Source organism: Alloacidobacterium sp. (genome assembly GCF_035631355.1).
In the GTDB taxonomy this organism is placed as follows: Bacteria; Acidobacteriota; Terriglobia; order Terriglobales; family Acidobacteriaceae; genus Alloacidobacterium.
Window position 1 is genome coordinate 232,034 of record NZ_DASQIX010000061.1, and the last position, 24,379, is coordinate 256,412.

At 55.1% G+C, this 24,379-nt stretch carries 17 protein-coding genes; 13 read left to right on the forward strand and 4 right to left on the reverse strand.

Annotation, left to right across the window (positions count from 1 at the left end; all coding sequences use genetic code 11):
• Nucleotides 1-24: 24 nt before the first annotated feature.
• Nucleotides 25-990, forward strand: a complete 966-nt coding sequence (locus tag VEV40_RS11275; protein WP_324832387.1) for a (Fe-S)-binding protein — start codon at nt 25-27, stop codon at nt 988-990.
• 177 nt (nt 991-1,167) lie between these two features.
• Here VEV40_RS11275 and VEV40_RS11280 read toward each other — a convergent pair whose 3' ends face one another.
• Nucleotides 1,168-1,959, reverse strand: coding sequence for a hypothetical protein (locus tag VEV40_RS11280; RefSeq protein ID WP_324832388.1), 792 nt, complete (start codon nt 1,957-1,959; stop codon nt 1,168-1,170).
• A 149-nt stretch (nt 1,960-2,108) separates the two neighbouring features.
• Between VEV40_RS11280 and VEV40_RS11285 the strand changes: the two genes are divergently transcribed.
• Nucleotides 2,109-2,540 carry a PPC domain-containing DNA-binding protein gene (locus VEV40_RS11285; protein WP_324832390.1) on the forward strand — a complete coding sequence of 144 codons (432 nt, stop codon included), beginning with the start codon at nt 2,109-2,111 and terminating at the stop codon, nt 2,538-2,540.
• Between the two features lie 8 nt (nt 2,541-2,548).
• Here the strand turns inward: VEV40_RS11285 and VEV40_RS11290 are convergent, their stop codons facing one another.
• Entirely contained in the window at nt 2,549-3,586 is a 1,038-nt protein-coding gene (locus tag VEV40_RS11290) for a chemotaxis protein CheB (RefSeq protein WP_324832392.1), read from the reverse strand.
• A 107-nt stretch (nt 3,587-3,693) separates the two neighbouring features.
• Here VEV40_RS11290 and VEV40_RS11295 point away from each other — a divergent pair, with 107 nt between their 5' ends.
• On the forward strand, nt 3,694-4,167 hold the full coding sequence (locus VEV40_RS11295) for a hypothetical protein (protein WP_324832394.1): 474 nt from the start codon (nt 3,694-3,696) through the stop codon (nt 4,165-4,167).
• A gap of 1,325 nt (nt 4,168-5,492) precedes the next feature.
• Here VEV40_RS11295 and VEV40_RS11300 read toward each other — a convergent pair.
• Nucleotides 5,493-6,938, reverse strand: coding sequence for a multicopper oxidase family protein (locus tag VEV40_RS11300; protein ID WP_324832397.1), 1,446 nt, complete (start codon nt 6,936-6,938; stop codon nt 5,493-5,495).
• A gap of 176 nt (nt 6,939-7,114) precedes the next feature.
• On the opposite strand from VEV40_RS11300, the gene VEV40_RS11305 reads away from it, so the two are divergent.
• From VEV40_RS11305 to VEV40_RS11340, 8 genes are all read left to right on the forward strand, one after another.
• A complete protein-coding gene (locus VEV40_RS11305) occupies nt 7,115-7,918 on the forward strand; it encodes a DUF4159 domain-containing protein (protein ID WP_324832399.1) in 804 nt (267 codons plus the stop codon).
• 70 nt (nt 7,919-7,988) lie between these two features.
• Entirely contained in the window at nt 7,989-10,274 is a 2,286-nt protein-coding gene (locus tag VEV40_RS11310) for a hypothetical protein (RefSeq protein ID WP_324832401.1), read from the forward strand.
• Between the two features lie 8 nt (nt 10,275-10,282).
• The gene (locus VEV40_RS11315) at nt 10,283-11,209 is read left to right on the forward strand and encodes a hypothetical protein (protein ID WP_324832402.1); all 927 of its coding nucleotides are present in this window, start codon (nt 10,283-10,285) and stop codon (nt 11,207-11,209) included.
• On the forward strand, nt 11,206-13,416 hold the full coding sequence (locus VEV40_RS11320; protein WP_324832403.1) for a tetratricopeptide repeat protein: 2,211 nt from the start codon (nt 11,206-11,208) through the stop codon (nt 13,414-13,416). The genes VEV40_RS11315 and VEV40_RS11320 overlap by 4 nt, the downstream gene beginning before the upstream one ends.
• 14 nt (nt 13,417-13,430) lie before the next feature.
• The gene (locus VEV40_RS11325; RefSeq protein WP_324832404.1) at nt 13,431-14,459 is read left to right on the forward strand and encodes a MoxR family ATPase; all 1,029 of its coding nucleotides are present in this window, start codon (nt 13,431-13,433) and stop codon (nt 14,457-14,459) included.
• A complete protein-coding gene (locus VEV40_RS11330) occupies nt 14,459-15,346 on the forward strand; it encodes a DUF58 domain-containing protein (protein ID WP_324832406.1) in 888 nt (295 codons plus the stop codon). The genes VEV40_RS11325 and VEV40_RS11330 overlap by 1 nt, the downstream gene beginning before the upstream one ends.
• A complete protein-coding gene (locus tag VEV40_RS11335; RefSeq protein WP_324832408.1) occupies nt 15,346-17,388 on the forward strand; it encodes a BatA and WFA domain-containing protein in 2,043 nt (680 codons plus the stop codon). Before VEV40_RS11330 ends, VEV40_RS11335 begins: the two co-directional genes overlap by 1 nt.
• On the forward strand, nt 17,385-21,056 hold the full coding sequence (locus VEV40_RS11340; protein WP_324832410.1) for a hypothetical protein: 3,672 nt from the start codon (nt 17,385-17,387) through the stop codon (nt 21,054-21,056). The genes VEV40_RS11335 and VEV40_RS11340 overlap by 4 nt, the downstream gene beginning before the upstream one ends.
• Before the next feature lie 16 nt (nt 21,057-21,072).
• Here the strand turns inward: VEV40_RS11340 and VEV40_RS11345 are convergent, their stop codons facing one another.
• Complete coding sequence (locus VEV40_RS11345; protein WP_324832412.1) at nt 21,073-22,170, reverse strand: peptidyl-alpha-hydroxyglycine alpha-amidating lyase family protein; 1,098 nt, start codon at nt 22,168-22,170, stop codon at nt 21,073-21,075.
• A 313-nt stretch (nt 22,171-22,483) separates the two neighbouring features.
• Here VEV40_RS11345 and VEV40_RS11350 point away from each other — a divergent pair, with 313 nt between their 5' ends.
• Together VEV40_RS11350 and VEV40_RS11355 are read left to right on the forward strand one after the other, a co-directional pair.
• Entirely contained in the window at nt 22,484-23,779 is a 1,296-nt protein-coding gene (locus VEV40_RS11350) for a VCBS repeat-containing protein (RefSeq protein ID WP_324832414.1), read from the forward strand.
• Nucleotides 23,740-24,261 (forward strand): hypothetical protein, encoded by a 522-nt coding sequence (locus VEV40_RS11355; protein ID WP_324832416.1) that lies wholly within the window; start codon nt 23,740-23,742, stop codon nt 24,259-24,261. Before VEV40_RS11350 ends, VEV40_RS11355 begins: the two co-directional genes overlap by 40 nt.
• Nucleotides 24,262-24,379: the final 118 nt, after the last annotated feature.

The following is a 24,379-nucleotide window of genomic DNA, read 5'->3' on the forward strand; positions in this document are numbered from 1 at the left end:
TGCAAGGGCGATTGCCCGGTAAGTGTGGATGTCGCCACATACAAAGCTGAATTTCTCTACCACTACTACAAAGACCAGCCGCGTCCGGCAAGCGCTCACGCCATGGGCCAGATTTATCGCTGGGCAAATATCGCGGCGCGGTATCCCGAGCTGGCAAACCTGATCACGCAGACTCCCGGTCTTTCCGGCTTCGCCAAAGCGGTAGGCGGCATTACGCAGCACCGCAAGATGCCTGCCTTCGCTCGCGAGACATTCAAGAGTTGGTTCGAGCGTAGATCGAAACATGTAGACCACGCGAACGATGAGCGCCCCGCAGTCATCCTCTGGGCCGACACCTTCAATAATCACTTCTTTCCTCATACCGCAAAAGCGGCTGTGGAAGTCCTGGAGTCCGCAGGCTGGCGTGTCCAGGTGCCGCGGCGCAATCTCTGTTGCGGTCGTCCGCTTTTCGACTACGGATTTCTCGATCACGCAAAAGATCAACTGGGGGAAATAGTAGACGCGCTGCGTCCCCATCTCACAAAAGGCATCCCAATCGTAGTGATGGAGCCCAGTTGTGCCTCTGTTTTTCGGGACGAGCTGACCAACCTTTTTCCGGCGGATCAGGACGCACAAAGACTTCGCCAGCAAGTGGTTACGCTAGCTGAATTTCTTAACAAGTCGAACTATCTTCCGCCCACACTCAAACGTAAAGCGCTGCTCCATGGCCATTGCCATCAGAAGGCGATTTTCGGCATGAAAAACGAGCAGCAGGTTCTCTCTCGCGTGGGGCTCGATGCTGAACTGCTAGATTCAGGCTGCTGCGGGCTGGCCGGATCGTTCGGCTTCGAAGAGAGCCACTACGACATTTCAATGAAGATCGGCGAGCGCGTGCTGTTGCCGCGCGTGCGTGACGCCAATCGCGACACGCTAATCCTGACCGATGGGTTCAGTTGCCGCGAGCAAATTATGCATGGTACGCCTCGACATGCTCTGCACCTGGCCGAGTGATTCAGATGGCCATGCACCAGCCGCTGGAAACGCGCAGAAAAAAATACATTGAGACAGGTTACGTACAGGAGCCTGCGCCTTATCCGGCACTGACAGCTGCATTAGGCGCCGGCGTGCTGTTGTCGAGTGCATGGTTCCTGGCTTCGAAACGGAAGAAGGAAGATCGAGAGACTAGCCCTACTTGCTCATGACCGTTGAAGACGCCTGTTCCAAAGTCACATTGTCTGGTTCGCGGGAGAAGGATGTTTTTACATCGTCCTCTTGCTCAGAGATGGATTTGAAGATAAGCGCATGCCCCTGGATGTGAACGTGCGTAGAGGTGATCTGCCACTCGCCTTGCCCAGTATCCTGGCGCTCAACGGCGAATGACCCACCCTGATTTAATCTGCCCAGAAGACCATAACCAAAATCCACGTTATGAATGAGATGGCCTTTCAGCTCCTGTATTCGATGGTGGTCGTTGTTGACCGTCATGTCTCCTTCCATTGCGCTGAAGACGCGCGCCTGGCGGCTCGGAGGCTGAAAGTGCGGGTCTGGCTTGAAGTGCAAAGTTGTTGTGCTATCGTTTTTGCTGGTCACCGTCCAGATAAACGCCACCGGCAGCAGCTTCATCATTGATGATGCCTGCTTGTCGTCATTCTGGCCGTCCTGGCGTTGTTTTGCCTGCGCACTCGGATCATGAATGAATTTGTTGATGTCCTGTTGCTGCTGCGCTTTGGAAATCTGCTGATTGTTCCTGGTGAGGACGCGCGTTATTTCTCCCTTGTGCGTTTGCGCCACCCACTGCACAACGCTGTTCTTTGGCTTGCGGTCCACTTCATGAAATATCCAGCATGTATGATCGTTCTTGTCTGCCGCCAGTTCCGTATTTGCGGCTTGTTGAACGATTTGTTTCGCATCCTGTGCTTGTATCTGAAGCCCGCAGCCACCAACAATCAGCGCAACAGCGAGTACTTGGAATATCTTCATCACTATCTCTTCGGATAACTTCAACCTCTCTTTATAAGATGCGAGATGAATCAGCCGACATAAGCCAAACGCAACATCGTTGTGAAGCATCGAAATAAAAGCAGGCACACACTTGTCATTGCAGCCTGGAATTCGGAAGAAGAACTTATATGCGGTGGAAGCAGGTCGAACAGAAGCCGAAAGTCTTTGCTTTGATTTTTGAGACGGGCGACGAAATCGCAGCGGAGCTGAAGCAGTTCGCGAAAGAGCAAGGTTTAGGCGGAAGCAGCTTCAAGGCTATAGGAGCGCTTTCGCACGCAAAACTCGGCTGGTTTAACTGGGAAGCGAAAAAATATGAACCGGCAAGCGTTCTGAATGAGCAGATAGAGCTGCTTTCGCTGATCGGCGATATAGCCCTGAAAGATGGAGAGCCTCAGGTACACGCCCATCTGGTCGTAGGGCGAAAGGACGGAACAGCTCATGGAGGACACCTTTTGGAAGCACATGTGCGCCCAACCTGCGAACTGATTCTGACCGAAAGTCCGGCACATCTTGAAAAGAAGATCGATCCCGAATCAGGATTAGCGCTGATCCAGATTTAACAGCAGAGCTATCCCGTTCCGGTCTCTTCCATGGCAAACCGTTCTTCTTCTCCTTGATTGACCTGCAGCAAAAAGTCTCTGAGCACTTTGGCATTTTCTGAGGTGTTGGAAGCGCGCTCTTCGAATCTTTCCGATGCCCTCTTGTGATCGGAATTGTCCGCCCGATCGGCCAGGCGCCGGTACAGGGAGGCGCTTTCCTCCAATGCGCGCAGTGCCGACCACAAAGCCGTCTCCACCGCCTGGCGCTGTTCAGCTCCCAGATGACGCGCGGTAAAGGCGTGCCCTACCCGGCACCGAAAGCGCAGAAAGCTCTTTTCTTCGATTTCCCAAAGGACGCCGCCACAATCCGGGCAGGCAAAGGCGGAGGGGTGTCCAAGTTTGTTGTCGTTCTCGATTTCCGACATATCGAGCTCCGCAATTTTGGTTTCCTTTTCTGCCTTGCCATTTGGCGATACGCCGGCCAAGGCTTCTTCCGGTATCTCTTCCTGCGTCAGTTGAACAATCATCTTCGGAATTTTCTTAAGCGGCAGGACCTGGGCATCCGGCACCTGCTCCAGCGCGCTTCTGGGCATCGATGGGAACATGGCGCTGTCGGGGTCCTGCACGATGGCTTCCCCTCCCCGTGCGCGGACAACCATGAGTCCGGCTGTCCCATCATCCAGCAAGCCTGACAGAATGATTCCGATAACCCTGCGTCCATAAGACGCCGCAGCGGAGCGGAACAGCGGATCGATGGCTGGGCGATGGAAGTTCTCGCGCGGGCCCTGGAGGACTCTTAGCCAGTTTCCCTCGACGATGATGTGGTTATCGGGAGGGGCAATATATACCTTGCCTTTCTCGATACGGTCGCGATCATAAGGGTCAACTACTGGTAACTTGCTGGCCCTCTGCATGATCTGTGGCAAAAGATTTGCCGCGTGGTTGGATGTATGCAACACTATGAGCACGGCGGCATCTAAGTCCTTTGGAAGGGCGCTGAGAATTTGCTGCAAGGCCTCAATTCCACCGGCGGAAGCGCCGATTGCGACCAAATCGCGGTTCGCCATATACTCTCCTGTACTACCGACTAAGATGTGAGGTCGACTTCGTGCGATAGCACAGAAAGGTGAAAATAGGCAGCCTTTTACGCTAGCCTGCCTGTCAGAGGCGTCAGATGAACGACGAGGCACAGCGGAACGAGCCAGCAGTCCTGAGCTGCTGGAAGGATATTGCCAACTACCTTGGAAAAGGAGTACGCACAGTTCAACGCTGGGAACGGGAATTCGACCTCCCGGTGCGGCGTCCTGATGGAATTCACCACAAAAGCGCCGTCATTGCCAACGCGCGCGATCTGGACACATGGCTGAATTCGCGCTGGTCAGGTCGAAATGGCAATCACCGGAACCAGCGTGCAAATATAGCTGGCAATCGTGCCAGAGCTGAAGATCTTATCCAAGTATCGCAACATCTTAGGGCGGCCCACTCGCTCCTCCTTGAGGAGACGGCGTTGGCCATAGATACCCTTATTGAAAACTGCAAGGAGCTGGAGCAATTAAAGGAGCTCAGAGCTTGCCCCCCCCGACTTTGGACATGCAATAACTCTAAGCCGGCCTTCCTGATCCGCCGTATTGCTAACCGGATCGCTTAACTGGCAAAGCTCATCCCTCAGCAACCGAAGTTAGCGCCTCCATTCTTCGAGAAATGGGTCATGTCCTGCGGCCTTGTTCGTCAGGTAAGGGGAAAAAATCGTTCTCCGTGGTCAGGTCCCTGTCACATTCATGATTCCTTTCAATCGCGTGAAGGTCCGACAGACTACTCGACGTCGCTACGGTTCTAAAACAATGAAGGCAAATACTATCGAAACTGTTATCAGGATTGCTTCGGATTGCGAATCCCTGATTGTCGGTGACCATTTTTAAGCTCCAACTGAAACATCTCACGAGCTTTGAGTTGTTCAATCTATATTCATTCAATGCAAAATCCTGATAGCGTCATATTGTGCCACGACGCTAAAATCTTTAAAGATGGCAGCCAGATGTTTCAGTGGCTGGCGGATCGAAGGTTCCGCTCAAAGGAGAGTGTTTAGTTCGCGAGCGGCCGAGGAGGCAACCGTTTTATCCTTTCCCTCGCAAGCAATCCCATGAGTTCGTTGGACGCAGCGACGCATCCTACACTGTGCGCAAGCCATTTCTGGCGGCCCTTCGCTTCCGCTCTGTCCGCAATGAGCATTTCATTTGACAGAGGCCCCATATTCCGTCAGTGCCATCAGTCTCTTCTGGTTTGCTTTAGACCAATGGGTTCGGAAGTCCGGACATTTAGTGCATGGCTTCATAATCGGTTAATTTGATCGCAATAAGCGCACCGGCGCGCACCCCGGATGTGCTGACAGAATCGCCCTGCATTCTCTAAGCAACATCATGGGATCGACCAGGCCAAATTTGAGGCAAAGGACGGAAGTCCCTGGCTGACATTCGTTCAGTTCATCGACGAAGGCGTCTTGTTCATGGTCCGAAAACGAGTGTCCGAGGATGATGAGATTGGGAGAAAAATCCAGTGAGAGCGAAATCGCCCGGCTGAGATTATCTGTGCAGACAGTGCGATAGCCTGCGCACTTCAGGATCGTGCAACGAGTGCGTAGAGATGCTTCGTCTCGAGAGGCGAGAAGGATGCTCGGTGTCATACGATGGAACCTAGGGCAGAATATCAGTTAGAGTGGCGATGAAAACGAAGGTTAAGTCCTGTCGCAGTTCTTACAGCTCCGGGGGAAAAGACCAAGTGACCACAAGATAGCACTCGAAAAATCCTCTACCATAACGCCTGACGAGCTGGCCATTGCAACTATCGCAATCCATGTTATCTGCCTTGTTTAATTCTACTGTTGGCGCATCATTTCCTCTCAACGTCATATTGCGCCGACGTCCGAATTTGAGACTGGGCCCTATACCGTCGTTCGCTTCCTTCTCGGCCTGGAGATTAGCCGTATTGAAGGAGCGCCTTAAACCCATAGTCCATATGCTGCTGGATATGGCAATGGAAGAGTGAGGGGCCCGGATGATCTGCTGTGAAGTCGACGATCGCTCGTCCATAATAAGGAACTACGACTGTGTCCTTGAGCACGCCGGCGGTTTTCTTTCCGTTGATCTCGGCGATTTCCCATAGATGTCGATGCAAATGCATGGGGTGAGCATCGTCTGTGCGGTTGTGCATCACCAGGCGGTAACGGGTGCCCTGCTGTAGTACGAACTCGCGTTCATGTGGATAGGGCTTGCCATTGATTAGCCAGGCGTTGAATTTGCCAAAGCCCCGGGGAATCTTCTCGAAGGTCATCTCTATGGTTTGCTGCGGGGTGGGCGAGTTGGATGTTGATGTTCCAAAGATGGTGTAGTCCCACGGCACTTTGGGTGGATCGATCCATTGCGGTTGGCGGTGCTGTCCGGCGTACTCAACAATGACCCCGAGGCCAGACTCGCGAACCATCTTCTCTGTCGAACCTAGAACCCAGACACCCGGCTGATTCATTTCTATGACGGCATCAATGCGTTCTCCGGCGCCAATAAAGATCGAATCGAGTGTCTGTGGTGTAGACACCGGGTTGCCGTCCATCGCAATGACCTTCATTTTGTGACCGGCGAACGCGATGCGCCGATTCTCAATCGCACTGGCATTTAAGAAATGGATCAACAGGCGCTGTCCCTCGCGAACCCGGATCGGCTCGCCCGAACCGAGAGCCTTGTCGTTGATCGAATATGTCATGGAACCAACTTCGAGGCCATCGGGCCCGGTGTTCAATGTCGAGGGCTTTTCCAGTAGCAGGCCATTGTGGGTGTCGTCGTCATCGTCTTCCATGACACTGGTGAAAAACGGTTCCCAATCGCGCAGAGCGAGGAAGAGTTCCTGGTCGTAATGGCCCGGGTCGTTGCCACCATCAACATAAACAAAGCCGAACTGGCCGGTATATGTGCCTTTGTACAGGTTATCCATTGCCATTGCGTGCGAGTGATACCAGCGGCTTCCAGCCGGGCCAGGTGTGAGTTGGAAACGGCGTCGGCCATGCGGAGATACCAATGGCGAACCTTCTTCTTCTGTGCCGTCCGAATCCGGAGGAATGAGCATCCCATGCCAGTGCACAAATTCAGGGGTGTCAGTGTCGTTGACTACATCAACCGAGACTGGTTTCCCTTCCCGCATTCGTAACACTGGCCCCGGCGCTGTCCCGTTATAACCAATGGTCGAGAGAATGTGCGAACGATCGAGCTCAACAGTTACCGGGGCGATGCGGAGCGTATAGTCTGCTTTGTCGTTGGGCAGCGCAGCGGCCTGTGGTTTCGCCACGCCTGTCTGCGCCAACAGGGGCACTCGCGTCGTGCCCGCATACGACAAGGCAGCAGTACCAAACTTGAGTAAGTCACGACGTTTCATAGACCTGCCTCATAGGTCTTCGGCATCCACAGCTGGTTTCCCTGCATCGTCTCACGCGCAAAAATGACCTGACAAGATCGTTGGAGTGACAAGCTACATGTCCGCTGCGTCTATTTAGACAATGTAGTTGACATTTCTGGTAAGCTCGCCCCAGAACTCCCTTTGTGGAGGCCCGGATGAAGTTTTCGCAGATCGCGTTGCTGTTGGTAGCCGTTACCAGCTGCTGCGTGGGGCTGCGAGCCTATCAGCGGACTGCCGATTTTGGCTTCGGTAATGACGACTCCCCGAGCAATGTCAAGGCAGAGTTCTACTGGTCGCGCCTGGCCTACACCACGAACCTGGAGAACTCTACAGGTTACGGCCGCTGGAGCTACTGGAGCCGCTTCGCCTGGTCTCGCGACTACCCTAAGGCGGATCGCCAGTTTCTAATCGCCATGCACAGGCTAACCCGTATCGATGGCCGGCCAACCGAGCAGGTGGTCACACTTGATTCTGACGAAATCTTTAACTACCCGTGGATTTATGCGGTGCAGGTCCAGATGTGGTCATTTACTGACGCGGAAGCAAAGCGGCTGCGCGAGTATTTGCTGAAGGGCGGCTTCTTGATGGTCGATGATTTTCACGGCACTGAGGATTGGGAGAATTTTATGAACGGGATGCGGCAGGTGCTGCCTGACCGTCCCGTCGAAGACCTTCAGAGCGGTGACGAGATATTTCATACGCTCTATGATGTCGATGACAAGATGCAGATCCCCGGCGAACAGTGGATTCGCACAGGGCGTACCTATGAGAAAGACGGTTATCAGCCCAAGTGGCGCGCTATCCGTGACGACAAGGGACGCATCATAGTCGCCATCTGCCATAACATGCACCTTGGCGACGCTTGGGAGTGGGCCGACGACCCGGACTATCCGGAAACCTTTGCATCCATGGCCTTCCGTGTAGGGCTCGACTACATCCTCTACGGAATGACGCATTAGGTGAGCTCGTCGCTGAATGACGAATAAAGTCGCATCACGTACGATCGAATTCTTTCAGGGCCCTGCGTGAATGTTCCAGCTCTTCTTTAAATACCCGAGCCCGGTTTTTGCGAAAGGACGGTTGGTGCTGCTCGCGACGTGGCCTGCGTGGCTGCTGCCGGTGCTGATTATCGGATTTGCGTGTGGACTAGCCCTGCTGGTTCGATTAAGGATGCGCGATGCCGCGCCTAAACTGCAAAGCTGGCGGGCATGGGTCGTGTGGGGTCTGCAATCGACATTGGTGGCACTCATTCTGCTGCTGTTGTGGCAGCCGGCGATTACAATTTCCGCGCTTAACTCGCAGCAGAACATTATCGCTGTGGTAGTGGATGACTCGCGCAGTATGGCTATTCCCGATAGCAACGGAAAAACGCGCGAGTCTGCTGCGCTGGCTGCCTTGCAGGGTGGCATTCTCTCCGGGTTGCAGAAACGCTTCCAGACGCGCTTCTATCGGCTTGGTAATGGGGTCAGGCCGATAGGTGCGTTGAAGAATATTGCACCTGTGGAAACCGCGACCCACATCGGGGATGGACTGAAACAGCTTGTCACAGAAACCTCAGGTCTCCCCATCGGAGCGATCCTGCTGCTGAGCGACGGCGGCGAGAATGCAACCGGAATGGGCAGACCGGAGATAGGCCTGGATGCTCTGCAGTCTTTGCGCAACCGCCGTCTGCCCGTGCATACGGTCGGGTTCGGCAAGTTCGAGAGCGCACATGATGTGGAACTGGAGGATGTGAGCGTTGCAGCAAACGCTGTCGCTAATGCGCGAGTCACTGCGACAGTCAGCATGATACAGCATGGTTACGAGGGACAGAAGGCGACGCTCACTGTCCGCGATGGGAACAAGATGCTCGCCGCGCGTGAAGTGACGCTGGCATCGAATGGAGTACTTCAGACCGAGCCATTCTTCTTCTTCGCGGGTGCAGCAGGTGCTAAAAATCTCCGGTTTGGAATCGAGCCATTACCCGGCGAGGAGAACCTCAGCAACAATGCGATAGCACGACCCATCCTGGTGAGCGATGCGAAACGGCGGATTCTTTATGTCGAAGGTGAGCCACGCTGGGAATTTAAATTCATCCGGCGCGCGGAAGAAGACGATCCCACTGTGCAACTCGTCTCGATGCTTCGCACAAGCGAGAACAAGATATATAGGCAAGGCATTAGCGATCCGAGTGAACTGGCAGACGGTTTTCCGGTCAGGCCGGAAGATCTGTTCGGTTACGCGGGTATCATCATCGGCTCCGTCGATGCAGGCTATTTCACACCACTGCAACAGGAGTTGCTACGCGAGTACGTTGATCGGCGTGGTGGAGGTGTCCTCTTTTTAGGTGGCCGCTCGTCTTTGAGCGATGGTGGCTGGGGCGCGTCGAGCTTGAATGATCTTTTACCGACATTCCTGCCTGCTGGCCGCAACAACTTCCATCGCAACTCGGCCACAGTGCAGTTAACCGCCGAGGGTATAAACTCACCCATTACGCGGCTGCTGGACGACCCGGCGAAGAATGCCGAGCGCTGGAAAAAGCTGACTTATCTGGCCGACTATCAGGATGCCGGTTCGCCAAAGCCTGGCGCTACTGTCCTGGTGCAAATGAATGTGGGGCATCGTAAGTTGCCGATGCTGATCACTCAGAGCTACGGCCACGGCCGCACCGCAATCGTGGCAACCGGCGGTACTTGGCGCTGGCAGATGAGTGAACCTCTGGGCGATCCGTCGCATGATCTCTTCTGGCAGCAGCTCCTGCGTTGGCTGGTCGCGGATTCTCCCGGTCCCGTAACCGCATCCATGCCTGCACGGAACTTAATGGATGAAGGACATGTGCAGCTTATGGCGCAAGTGCGTGACCGCCAGTTTCAGCCGGCTACAAATGTGCAGGTTACAGGTCACGTTGTAGGGCCAGAGGGCGTAAATGCACTGATTGAACTTACTCCATCCCATGACACGCCTGGTCTATATCAAACAGAATGGACAGCAGAGAAACCCGGTACGTATCTGGCAGAGGTGACGGCAGAGTCTGTCGGAAACCAGCCGCAGGAACTCGGGCGTGATGTTCTGACTTTCCAGCGCGAAGACGGAGTTGCCGAAAACTTTCATACGGAACAAAACCGGGCATTGCTGGAACAGCTTGCAGTGCAGACCGGTGGCAGTTACTGGGAAGGATCCGATCTCAAGAACCTGCCTAGCGATATCGGGTATTCCGAAGCAGGCATCTCCGTCCGCACAACGAATGAGTTGTGGGATATGCCGATTGTCTTTCTACTGTTGCTGGGGCTGCCGATCACCGAGTGGCTGTTGCGGCGAAAGTGGGGCGTGGTATGAGGCGCGGTTTGAAGCGTATTCCTCTGCTCGCAGCAGTGCTTGTCATGACCCTACAGTCGCGGGCTGCGGTGTACTACGTAACGGTGGCTGGCCTTGGTGGGGAGCCGGATTACGAACAACGCTTCACGGCAGCGGCGCAAGATCTGGATAAGTTATTTAAAGCTTCCGGGAGTACAGCGCACGTTTATACGCTCATCGGCGCACAGGCAACGGCATCCCAGCTGCGGGATACGCTGAATACAGTCGCGGGCAAGGCAACGCCGGGTGATGACTTTGTGCTCATCCTGATCGGCCACGGTTCGTTTGATGGATTCGAGTACAAATTCAACCTGGTGGGCCCGGATGTGACTGCCGGCGAGATCGCAGCGATGTGCGATCGCATCCCGGCGCAGCGTCAGCTTATCGTAGACACTAGTAGCGCCAGCGGAGGGTCCATCGCGGCCTTTGAGCGGCCAGGACGCGCAGTGATCGCGGCTACAAAGTCAGGCACGGAAAAAAACGCGACTGTTTTTGCTCGTTATTGGGTAGAGGCACTACAAGATCCGGAAGCTGACACGGATAAGAGCGATTCCGTTAGCGCCATGGAAGCCTTTATCTACGCAGCGAAGAAGACGGCCGCATTTTACGATTCGCAGAAGCGCCTCGCCACTGAGCATGCCGTCTTCAATGATATTGGGCGCGGTGAGCCTGTACGGGAGGCTGGCAATGGCCAAGGGGCGCTTATGTCAAGTTTCACATTGCTGCGCCTCGGTACCAGTCAGCGGGCGGCAAATGATCCTGCAAAGCGCGCACTCTTGGCAAAAAAGGAGGAGCTGGAACAGAAGATCGACACGCTGAAGTATCAAAAAGCGGCAATGGACCCTGAGGACTACAAGAAGCAGTTGACGGCTGCGCTGATCGAACTGGCGAAGGTGCAGGAGGATCTCGACAAATGACGTGTCTTGCTCCAGCTCTGCTGTTGATACTGATGTGCGTATCAGCAACGCGCGTATTTGCGGCTGTGCCTGGAGACTGCTGGTCGCTGCGCAAGCACGGACATGCTGCAGAGGCACAGGCCTGCTTCGAGCACCTGACACATAGCAACGACGCATACGCTCGCGCAGAAGGCTTCTGGGGTCTTGAAGCATGGGAACAGGCGAACGACCAGTTCCGTCTGGCTACGCAACCGGACAATAGCAATGCAGTCTATAAAGTGCGCTGGGGATTGTTGTTGCATGAACGTTTCAACAACCGTGAAGCTGTCGATGTCTTCCGCGAAGCGTTAGCAAAGGACCCATCGAATGCCGCGGCGTACCTTGGGCTCGCGATAGTATCCGCGGATACGTTTGACGGCGAGGCGGTGAAGTATGCAGCGAAGGCGATTTCACTCGATCCCAGGCTGGCTGAAGCGTACGAGTTGATGGCAGACCTCGCCCTTCAGAATGATGACCGCGAAGCGGCCGTCACAGAGGCAGACAAGGCAATTGCACTGGAAGATGACGCGTTGGATGCGATGGCCATTCACGCAGCGGTTGAGTTGCTTGCTGACCGGTCTCCCAATGCATGGTTCGCAAAAATTGCAGCGGTAAATCCTGGTTATGGAGAAGGCTACGCACATGTAGCGGACCAACTCGAACTGCACTACCGCTATGAGGATGCGGCAACCTATTATCGGAAGGCGATCGATGCCGACCCTCGACTCTGGAGCGCCCATTCAGCGCTCGGAATTGACCTCATGCGGCTTGGTAAAGAAGACGAGCCGATGAAGGAGCTGGAGTTGAGCTATGACAATGGCTATCGCGACGCTGCGACTGTCAACAGTCTTCGCTTGCTCGACAGCTACAAGAACTTCGAAGCCTTTCGTGATGACACAACGATTCTGAAGCTGAAAAAGACCGAGGCTAACCTGCTGCAACCGTATATGCAGCCTGAGTTGCACATGATTATCGCGGCCTACAACAAGAAATACCGGATGAAACTGCCAGCGCCGGTACAGGTCGAGGTATATCCGGATCACGAAGACTTTGCAGTACGCACAACGGGGATGCCCGGGCTCGGTGCGCTGGGCGCGACTTTTGGGGAGGTGGTGGTGATGGACAGCCCTTCGGCTCGCAAACCGGGTGACTTTAACTGGGGTTCAACGCTATGGCATGAGATGAGCCATGTCTATGTACTGACCGCTACCAATCATCGGGTGCCGCGCTGGTTCACTGAAGGTCTGGCGGTTCATGAAGAGGGCGAGCGGTCGTCGGAGTGGGCCAACCGCATTACCCCGGAAGTGCTGGTTGCGATTCGCGACAAGAAGCTGCTGCCTGTGGTCAAGCTCGACCGTGGTTTTGTCTATCCCGAGTATCCATCACAGGTGATCGTGTCCTACTTCCAGGCCGGAAGCATCTGCGATTTCATCAAAGAGAAATGGGGTGAAGAGAAGCTCTTGACGATGATTCGCTCCTATGCCCAACTGAAAACGACGCCACAGGTCGTCCAACAGGACCTCGGACTTACACCGGAAGAGTTTGATAAGCAGTATCTCGCCTGGATCGACCAAAAGTACGGCGCGGAAGCCACACACTTTGACGACTGGCGAGAGAAGCTGAAGGCGGTTGCAGCAGCATCCCAACAGAAACAGTATGAGACCGTCTTAGCGCAAGGACCCGCAACGCTAGCGATGTATCCCGAATATGTGGGAGAGGCCAACATCTATGAGATGTTGGCGGATGCAAGTAAAGCAAAGGGAGATGCGAAGGCAGAGGCCGCAGTGCTGACAGCATATGGGCATGAAGGAGGCCAGGATCCAGCGTTACTGAAGCGGCTGGCTACGCTCGAAGAGGCCGCTGGACAGCAGATCGAGGCGGTGGCCACGCTTGAGCGTGTGAACTACATCTACCCAGTCAAGGATGTAGAGCTGCATCGTCAGCTTGGCGACTTGTTATACGCACAAAAGCAATACGAGAGCGCAATCCGCGAATACACCGCAGTGGTAGCGTCGGCTCCGCTGGACAAGGCTGGCGCAGAGTTCCATCTGGCGCAGGCCTATCTTGCGGCGGGACAGAAGGACAAAGCCGAGGAAAGCGTGCTTTCGGCCCTCGAGGCCGCGCCCGGATACCGCCCGGCACAAAAGATGTTGTTGGAGTTGAATCAGTCACCTCAAAAAATGAACTGACGAGGACCAGATCGATGGCTATTTTTGCCGAGCTGAATTCGGATGCAGCGGAACTTCAGCAGCGCGTAGAACGTTTTCATGCGGTGCACCAAGGCATCCTTAAGCAGGTGCGCGAAGTGATCGTGGGCCAGGACGAGGTCCTGGAGCAGGTTCTGATTGCACTCTTTGTTGGCGGTCACTGTCTGATGACAGGCTTGCCCGGTACCGCCAAAACGTTGATGGTGCGAACCATCGCCAACACACTGGGCCTTGAGTTCAGGCGCATTCAGTTCACGCCCGATCTGATGCCCTCCGACATCACGGGTACTGACATCATCGAAGAAGACCTGGCGACGGGGCACCGCAAATGGACATTCGTCCAAGGACCGATTTTCGGCAACATTCTGCTGGCCGATGAGATCAACCGGACGCCGCCGAAGACGCAGTCTGCGCTGCTTGAGGCCATGCAGGAGCACTCATGCACTGTGCGCGGGCATCTTTATCAGCTCCCTGCGCCGTTCTTCGTACTTGCGACACAAAACCCGATCGAACTCGAAGGCACTTACCCTCTGCCGGAAGCGCAGCTGGACCGGTTTCTCTTCAACGCCATTCTGGATTACCTGAACGCCGAGGACGAGCTCAAGGTCGTTGATATGACGACGACAACGCGTACGGCAAACGTTGAGCCAGTCACGACAGCCGAGGAGTTGCTCGACTTCCAACAACTCGTGCGCATGGTGCCTATCGCCGACACTCTCTCGCGATACGTAGTCAGCCTGGTACGGGCGACACGGCACAACAGCGGGAATGCGCCTGACTTCGTAAAGAAATATGTCAATTATGGGGGAAGCGTCCGGGCAGCACAGTTTATTGTGCTGGCCGCAAAAGCACGAGCCCTTTCCCGGAATCGTTACCACGTGACTTACGATGACATCACGTCGCTGGTTGTTCCCGTATTGCGTCACCGCCTCCTGCTAAACTTTCACGCCGAGTCCGAACGAATTGACGCTGACGAAATACTCAACCGGCTGCTGGCACACATGCCGCGACCGAAAGAAATCTGATGCAGCGCTTTCTCGATCCCGCGGTGCTGGCCGGCATTTCCTCATTGGACCTGCTGGCGAAGACAGTGGTGGACGGTTTTGTCGGCGGCCTGCATCGATCGCCTGATTTTGGCTTCAGCCAGGAGTTTGCTGAGTATCGCGCATATTCTCCCGGTGACGATCTCCGCCATGTGGACTGGAATCTATTCGCACGCACTGAGCGCTGCTACCTGAAACGCTATCGCGGCGAGACAAACAGCCAGCTGACAGTATTGCTCGATGCCAGCAACTCGATGCAATTTACGTCAGTGTCGGCGACAAAGATGGACTACGCCCGTTTCATCGCAGCGTCGCTATTCTATCTCGCACTACGCAATCAGCGGGATGCCGCCGGGCTGATTGTATTCGATGACGAGATCCGCGAGTATGTCAGGCCATCAACACGGCAGGGACAGCTAATGCGGCTCTTTGCAAGCCTTGAGCGAGCTGAGCCCCGCGCGCAAACTGATTACGGCAAACCCCTACAGCATTTTCAGGCGTTGCTGCATCGACGTGGCATTGTCGTTGTGATCTCAGACTTCTACGAAGAGGCGGAGACAATCGTACGTCTCATCGAGCCGCTCCGCTTTCATGGCAACGATGTAGTTCTGTTTCATATTCTTGATCGTCAAGAGTTGAGGCCAGAATTAAAGGGACCGGCTATCCTGGTGGATCTCGAAACAAGCCGGGAAATGGAAGTTGTTCCCGAATACGCAAAGACAACCTATGCGGCGAAGATGCAGAAACACATCGAGCAACTTCGCTTGAGAACGCGAGCGGCTGGAATGGACTATCACTTGCTCGTTACCGATCAACCTCTTGATGCAGCGTTGCGCGAATATCTCTCGCTGCGGCACGCGGGGAATTAATGGGCTTTCTGGCGCCGTGGTTTCTGGCCGGCCTGGCAGCACTTGCCGTTCCAGTCTTCGTACATCTATTACGGAAGCATGCGACTACGCCACGGCCAGTAAGTTCATTGATGTTCTTCGAGCGGGGCATCCAGAGTTCTACGCGGCACAAACGCTTAAGGTACCTGTTGCTGTTTGCCCTTCGGGCTGCATTACTGCTGTTGGTAGTGCTGGCATTTGCAAGTCCATTTGTGCGGCGGCACGCGACGGATACAAACGGACGTCTGCTGCTGATTGTGCTCGACAACTCCTTCAGCATGCGCGCAGGGGTCCGGTTCACAGACGCGAAGCAGCAAGCCTTAACACTGTTGGCCGCGAAGCCTCATTCTCAAATGGCTCAGATAATCGCGCTCGGAGGGCAAATCGAGATACTGACTCAGCCGATCATCGATGATGCACAACTGCGGTCGTCGCTTGAAGCCATTCAGCCGGGAGATGGGCGTGCGAATTTCGGCGCACTGGGCCGAAGTGTTCGCGCGATTGCCGAGACTGCGCATCGGCCAATCGATCTGCATTTGTTCAGTGATATGCAACGCACAGCCATGCCCTCAAGCTTTGCCGATATGGTGTTGCCGGTAAATGTGACACTTGTGCTGCATGACGTGGCGAAAGGCAAAACGCTGCCCAACTGGACGGTTGAGCCTGTGAGCGCACCGGCAGAACTTGCTGACCCTAAAGATCCGAAGCGATCACATGTCCAGGCTGTGATAGCCGGCTTTAGTACTCCAGAAGCAGAGAAGACGGTTTCGCTGATAGTGAACGGAAAAACAATCGCAACACATAAAGTAAAGGTGCCGGCCAACGGGCGTGAGACGGTGGAGTTTGCACCCATTGATGTAGGGTATGGATTTAACCGGTGCGAAGTGCGGATCGATGGTGAGGATGGCTTCCCTGCAGACGATGCAAGTAACTTCGTTATACGTCGGTCCGACCCGGAGCGAGTGCTGTTTGTCCATTCTGTAAGTGACACCCGCTCGTCGGTATACTTCGGTGCTGCATTAGGTGCGGCTGAACAAGCCTCGTTCGTATTGCAATCTGTGACAGCGGAGCAGGCTACAGACCTCGATCCGTCCAGATTCGTTTTTGTTGTCCTGTCGGATACCACGGCGCTGCCTTCCATCTTCGAGCACACACTTGCGCAGTATGTAACGAAGGGAGGAAGCGTTCTCATCACTCTTGGCACGAATGCAGGGCAGGATGCCCGCATTCCGTTGTGGGGAGCCAATGTCAAGGATGTGCACGACTACGCCCGCACTCGAGATGCGGCCACAGTCGGCCAGGTGGACTTCACATATCCCGCGTTTGAACAGGAGCAGGCTGGTCATGACAATGGGGGCTGGGCGGAGACGAAGTTTTTCTATGCTGCGTCAGTAGATCCGGGACAGGCACGGGTGGCAGCGCGTTTGAACGACGGAACACCATTGCTGTTGGACAAGCAGACAGGCGAAGGACACGTGTTGTTATTTACATCTGGATTGGAAAACCTAACGAATGATTTGCCCCTGCACCCGGTCTTCGTGGCATTCGTTGACAAGGCATCACGCTATCTCTCAGGCCGCGAGCAATTGAGCAGTTCGCAGCTTGTAGATTCGTTCGTGCGGCTCCGCTCGGCTGGAGAATCGGCAGGCCAAGTAACGAATGTCGAGGTAATTGATCCCGTTGGACGCCGACCGCTCTCACTGAGTGAAGCGCGGAATGTGCAGACCTTTCGCCTGCAGCACGCCGGCTTCTATCAAATTCGATTTGCAAACGGACAGGATGCGCTGATTGGAGTCAACCCAGATCGCCGCGAATCAGATCTTCAGCCGATTGCACAGGATGTACAACAACTCTGGAGCGGAAACAATAGTAGCGGTGCGTCTGAACAGCGAACCGCAGTTGATAACGTCAAATATCGCGTCGTTCATCTGTGGTGGTACGTTATGCTGCTTGCATTGGTAGTTGCACTGGCGGAGACGGCGCTCGCTAGTCGCTACTTGGGAACGCAGCGGGAGGAAGCATGAGCAAGCAGGACGAGCTCAATTCCTATATCGCGCGGCTGCGGTGTAGATTGCAGCTGGGAACGTGGCTGCGCGGGACGGCGGTCTTTGTTGGCACGGCACTCATCGTTACTGTTGCGCTGGTGTTGTTGCTCAACCATTTTGCTTTTCCAGCACATGGAGTTACAGGCGCTCGTCTGGCGCTGCTCGCAGCTCTCGCTGCAGCCGCGACGTTTGGCATTGCGCTTCCGCTTGTTCGTCTGACGCGCGCGCGCGCAGTGCACGAAGCGGAAAGCGTGCATCCTAAATTTGAAGAACGGCTCACGACCTTTCAGGAGCGCGAAAACAACAGCGGTGATCCGTTTCTCGAATTGCTGGCAGCTGACACGCTGGCGCACGCGCAACATGTGGCGCCATCCTCGCTGATTCCCGACAACCGGCTCTTCGCGCTGGGAGGCGCCGGGCTGGCATGTCTCGCCGTACTGATATGGACCATCGCCGCTGGCCCCGGTTATCTGGGTTATGGCGCTTCGCTGCTATGGACCGGGCCAAAGAAGAATGCGATTCCCTACTACTCAATTGTGGTGACTCCTGGCGATGCACTGGTGCGGAGAAACAGCGACCAGCTTATTACGGCGCATGTCATCGGCATGCGGCCAGAGAAGCTACAGATATTTGCGCACTATCAGAGTGCAAGCATGTGGGAGCCCGCGACCATGCAAGCGCAACCAGATGCGGGCGGTGCGGCAGCATATCAGTTCGTTTTTGCCGGACTTCCTGAGAACGTTGAATATTACGTCGCGGCAGGGCCACTGGTTTCGCCGCACTATCGCGTACGCGTTGTGGACCTTCCTGCAGTGAAGGGGATTCGAGTTACGTATCAATATCCGAAGTGGACCGGGATGAAACCAGTGACCGAAGAACACTCGGGCGACCTGCGTGCCATCGAGGGAACGGAGGCATCCATTGAAATCGAGACAGATCATCCTTTGAAGAATGGTCAGTTAACGCTCGATGATGGCCATGTAATTTATCTGAAGAATGGCAGCGGAACCAATTACCAGGGCACGATCCACATGGAGAAAGATGGTGCCTATCATATAGCCGCCATTGAGGGCGGCCAACCTGTCAGACTCTCGGAGGACTACTTTATCGCCACCGAGAAAGCAATGCCTCCCGAGGTAGCCATTAACCGCCCAGGCGGCGATTACCGCGCCAGCCCTATCGAGGAAGTTACCGTCGGTGTTAAGGCCGCAGACCAGTTCGGACTGAACGATGTTCGGCTACATTACTCCGTAAACGGAGGACCGGACCGCGACGTGAATCTGCTCAAATCTCCCGGCGAGAAGAGTGCCGATAACTCTTACATACTTCGTCTTGAAGATTTCAAGCTGGCGCCAGGCGATCTTGTGAGCCTCTATGCAACCGCAAAGGATGGGCATGGCGAGTCACGAACGGATATCACCTTCATACAGGCAGACCCATTTGAGCGCGAATTTTCTCAGTCGCAGCAGAACGGTGGCGGCAGTGGCGGCGCTGGCGGGCAGAACAATCAAACAGACATATCGAAGCGCGAGAAAGAACTGATAGGCGCGACCTGGAAGCAGCAGAATGACAGGTCTGGGACGCCAAAAGATGCTGCAGCCGCAGGCCAGTTCCTCTCTGGTGCGCAGCAAAAGCTGCGCGACCAGGTGATGGCGCTCTCCGCCCGTATGGAAAGCCGCGATCTCTCTGAAGCGAATGAAGAGTTCAATGGGTTCGAAAAGGACATGCAGATCGCGGCAGCCGCGATGGCTCCTTCGGCAGATAAATTGAAGGCGATGCAGTGGAAGGACGCAATTCCACTGGAGCAGAAGGCATTGCAGGCTCTTCTGCATGCCGAAGCAACCTTCAGACAGATTCAAGTTGCCTTCGGCCAGCAGGGAGGCGGCAGTGGAAGTGCAGGGCGCGATCTGGCCAGCCTGTTCGACCTTGAACTAGACACGGAAAAAAACCAGTACGAGACGGCGCAGAGTACATCCCCCGCGGAGCAGCACGAGAAAGACGTGGAAGATGCGCTTGCGAAACTCGATACTCTGGCGAAGCGCCAGGAAGATTTGGCAAACCAGCAGCCTAACCCGCAGCAGAGCTTTCAGGAGCGCTGGCAGCAGGAAATGTTGCGACGCGAAGCCGAACAGCTTCAACGGCAGATAGAACAACTCGCTCAGAAGAACCAGGGCCAGCAGCAGAACGGACACCAAAGCTCCGATACAGCTTCTTCGCAATCTGGTTCTCAGCAGGGTACATCGTCGCAGAGCGGATCTCAGATGTCCCGACAACAAGCAGGCGGCCAATCTAATGCTCAGAGTTCACAGCAGCGCATCGAGCAGGCATTGAATCGTCTGCGCGAGGCGAATGAAGCAATGAAGCGCAGCGGCAGTCCGCAGCAGAGTGCGGATTCAGCGCACCAGGCCGCCGATCAGTTGCGCGAGGCGGCAAATCTGCTGGGAAGCACACAGCAGCAGCTTGCTTCCGGCAAGTTAAGTTCGCTCTCGCATGAAGCCGACCGGCTGACCCAGGAAGAACGCACGCAGGCAGAACGCATCAATAAACTCGCGAGTTCGCAAAATGACTCTGATGCAACCGATGACGCTACGAGCAACCAGATAGATCGGGATCGCATGATGGAGAAGCTTCGCCAGCGTAGTGAACTTGCCGGTGATCGACAACAGCTCTCCAACGATTTATCGAAGCTACAGAAGAACCTTCGTAACACGGCGCGAGAGATGGCTCCAACCCAGCCCGGTGTCTCACAAAAGCTTCGTGATGCGCTCAGCGAAATGGACCAGTCAGATCTGGATAACCATGTGCAGAGAACAGCGGACTGGCTGCGCGGCGGGATCAATCCCAACTCGAATGGAACTGAGAAAGAGATTGCTCAGGGACTCCAAAAGCTGAGCCAACAGCTTCACCAGGCGCAACAAGCAATGGGGCAGGCAAAGCCAAACCAGCCTGGCGGCGACGAGCAGAGAGATGAGACAGCCATGTTGAATCAGATCGAACGCCTGCGCAACCAGCTTGAAGCGATGACAGACTCAGCTCTCGGCAACGATCAACCGCAGGGCAAGAATGGTCAAAGTGGCGGCCTTCAACCCAAAGGACAGTTAGGTAAGGATGCCGGCAAACAATCGGACCAAAGGCAACAGGATGGCCTGCAAAGAGACGGCAACCGCGGCCAGCAAACAGGAAATTCTCAGAGCATGCAAAGTGGCGACATACGCCGCGCAGAAGGTGGCGCAGACAGCGCTGTTCTTGGCAATATCAACACCGGCAACAACCGCTACGGTCAGGCATCGAAGCGACCAGTTCCGCCGGATGCCTCCGGCAATCCAGCTGACAACGAGCGTTTCTATCAACAAGGTATGCGCGAGCTGAACCAGCTTCGTCAGATGGTGCAAAGCGACCCGCAGGCTGCGAACGAGGTACGAGAGCTGGCGAGGCAGATGCAGTTGCTTGATCCCAGACGCTTCCCCGGAAATCCGGCCATCGTAGAGCAGATGCATCGCGAAGTTCTCAACTCCCTGGACCGCATCGAACTCCAGCTGCAGCGCGACGGCTCGACAGAAGCGCGCATCGGTAAACCTGCCTCTGTTCCTGAGGGATACCAGGACTCAGTCGCCGAATACTACAAGCGGTTGAGCAAAAATCCTTAGGAGAGTATTGGTCCGCTTATTCCGCTGGCTCCAAGGTCAGCTTCTGAACCCGCCAATTTAGTAATTCGGCAGCAAAGAGAACGTTCGTAGACGGGCAAGCAAGTTCGTGAATCCAGCCAAACTGGCCGGGACCATGGCCGCTGGCACCGAGCACTCCAAGCACCTTGCCATCCAGCGTAAGTTTATAGATACGGCCGGGATAGCCGTCCGACGCATAAAGCACTTGGTTCGGTCCTGGCGTAATGCAAATTGCCCACGGTGAGCCGTTTAACATTGTCTTGTTCAATGGTGCGGGTGCCTCCGTGCTGGCGGGTATTTCGGAGGGCATGTTCCCCATCCACGGGTGAATCTTGTGATCGTATGGCACATTGATATGTATCTCGCGCAGGAATTTGCCATCCCCATCGAAAACCTGGATACGTCCATTGCCGCGATCAGCCACATACACGTTCCCCGCATCATCGGTGGCAATACTGTGCGGCGTATTGAACTGGCCTGGGCCAGTCCCCGGCTCACCCCACGACTTAATCCAGTTTCCGTCTTTATCGATCTTGGCGATCCGTGAATTAATGTAACCGTCGCTGATATATGTATTGCCTGCCGCGTCCCAGGCCATGTCGGTAACCTGGCGAAACTCTCCATCAACCGGCGCAAGCGGCGGCTTAGGATGTCTGAGTGGACCAGTACCCTCGTCGGAAGCCTCCTGCTTGCGTCCGAAGACCATCAACACCCGCCCATCAGGACTGAACTTGATGACCATATCCGAACCCTTGTCGGCAATCCAAATGTTATCTTCCCTGTCCACCTTTACGGCATGCGCAAAGCTCCATGCATACAGATGATGGCCGATCTCGCGGATGTACTTCCCATCAGAGTCAAACTCGAGCAACTGCGCTGCCGCCGCACCATATGCAGGGCCAGTTGTGTTGCCCCGAGAGAAGACAAAAATATGTCCCTTCGAATTGACCGCCACGCCGGCAGCCTCTCCCAAATACAGGTCTGGCGGCAACTTGAAGAAATCCGTCTGGGCGTGGAACTTGATCTCAGGCACTGATTGTTGAGCAAGCTGCGGAATAGACTGACAAAATATCGCCGCGAACACGAGCCATTTCATTCATCCCCTCCTGGCCAAGACCTGTATTCCGACGAGTGTACGCTCTTCGCCTAATATCTCTCGTCGTCGGATTCGGCTGAAAAAGCATTATTTAGGGGGTCGATTAGTCCTTGACGTTCCAGAATAATAAGAGTGCTGTTCACTTTGGTCTGTCCGAATCAATAAATATTGGAAGCTGGGAGGTAGTCTCCCACGACCTCGCTCGCCGGAAGTTTTACTGTGAACTGATGTCTATAAATAATTCCGGCGGAGCAACCTAACTGGGCACAGCATTGCTCTCTAGTATCCAGGAGTTCAGGAGTGCTCCCAAACAATGTACCCCCGCCGGTTCCTGCCTGGCACGCTGCTGCTCGCAGCGACTGCTACCCTCTGTGCCCAAACTACACCCAGCTTCGAACTTAATCGCGATGCCTACCCTATTTATGGCAGCATGACCATCGTCCAGGGGGATTTCAATCGCGATGGCAAGCCCGACATCCTTATGGGTGGTGGTTCCAGCCCTGATGATCTGACACTTCAGCTCGGCAATGGGGACGGCACATTTCAAGCGCCGCTCACAGTGGGGTTGATCGCCAATGGGCCCGCCGATATGGTGGCAGGTGATCTGAATGGGGATGGCAAGCTGGATGTGGTCGCCATCACAATTGTGAACAATCCAAATCTGTATGTCTGGTATGGCAATGGCGATGGTACCTTTCAGCCACCACTGGAGTATTCCACGACTAACTCGCCGCTTTCGGTCACTGTGGGCAATTTCTTCGGGACCGGTCGTCTCGACATTGCGGTTGGGGAGAACAGCGGCGCCATCGAACTCTTCCAGAACCAGGGCGGCGGAAACTTTGCACCAGCAGGTAAATTGAGTCTCGCCACGACGAGCAGCGTAACACGCGTACGCGCAGGCGACGTCAATGACAACGGCAGTTCAGACATTGCCGCGCTGATTGGCACTGCGGCCTATGTGATGTGGAACGACGGACACGGCGATTTCCATCAGGCAGAACTGGGCCCTTATACCGCTCCCACAGACCTGAACGTCGGAGATCTGAACCAGGATGGGATGGCCGATATTATTATTTCCTACACCTGTAATCCGACACTGACGAACAATCCTGACAAAGGCCCGCAGTATAACCCCTGTGCGGGATACGACGTTTACTACGGCCAGGGGAATAACAGGATCTTTAAACGAACATTGGTGACCGATCCCGGCGTGATGTCAGGCAGCGAACCGTGGGCAATCGATGTAAACGGCGACGGCGTCGCTGACATTGGCGCGGAAAGCACACACGAGGGATATGGCGGTGCCGGTCTGTATGTGTGGCTGGGGCATCCCGACGGATCATTCGACCAGACTCCGCAGGTCTTCACTGCAACCTCGGGCGGCTTCGGCGGCATTGCGCCGGGGGATTGGAATCGTGACGGCATGATGGACTTCGCAATGACTCTGCCCGGCGATGGAATGACGCAGATCTTCATAAATGGCGGGAACCGATCGTCCTGTGCGACAAGCCGGATCAACCCGACGATAACGGTGTGCCAGCCGTGGACGGAATCTATTCGAACAGTCTGGTGCGGATCCAGGCGAATGCATACGACAAGACGACCGTGACGGCGATGCAGGAGTATGTGGATAACAAGCTCATCTATTCCAGGAACGTGAACAGCTTCAACACAACATTCGCGGAGCCGTTTGGGACGCACTTCTTTGTGACGAAAGCGTGGGATGCGAACGGGCGCAACTTCCGTTCGGAGCGGACAATTACGGTGTACAGCGGAACGCCGGGACCAGCGTGCTCGGCAGCGCCAAAATCGGCGAACATCTGCCTGCCGTCGGGAACGACGGTAACCTCGCCGGTGCAGATCCTGGCGAACGGCTATGCGCCATGGATTCCGACCTCCGCACAGTTGTACATCGACGGTAATCTCGTCGTGAACAACCAGGGCTGTGGCAGCGACGGAGCGTGCGGCGGCGGGACTTCCTACGTGGACACAACGCAAAAACTGGTGAAAGGAAGTCACGATCTGGTCTTCAAACTATGGGACGCCAACGGAGACGTCTATCAGGCACAGGAAACAATCAACGTGCAGTGAGCTCGGCATGAGGCCGAGTAAGGAATTCCCTAGCTTTAATTTCTTCGCGATTACTTTTAAGAGAAACACATGTCGAAGGCACCTCGTTTGGATATGAACGTTGAAACCTGCGCGGGAT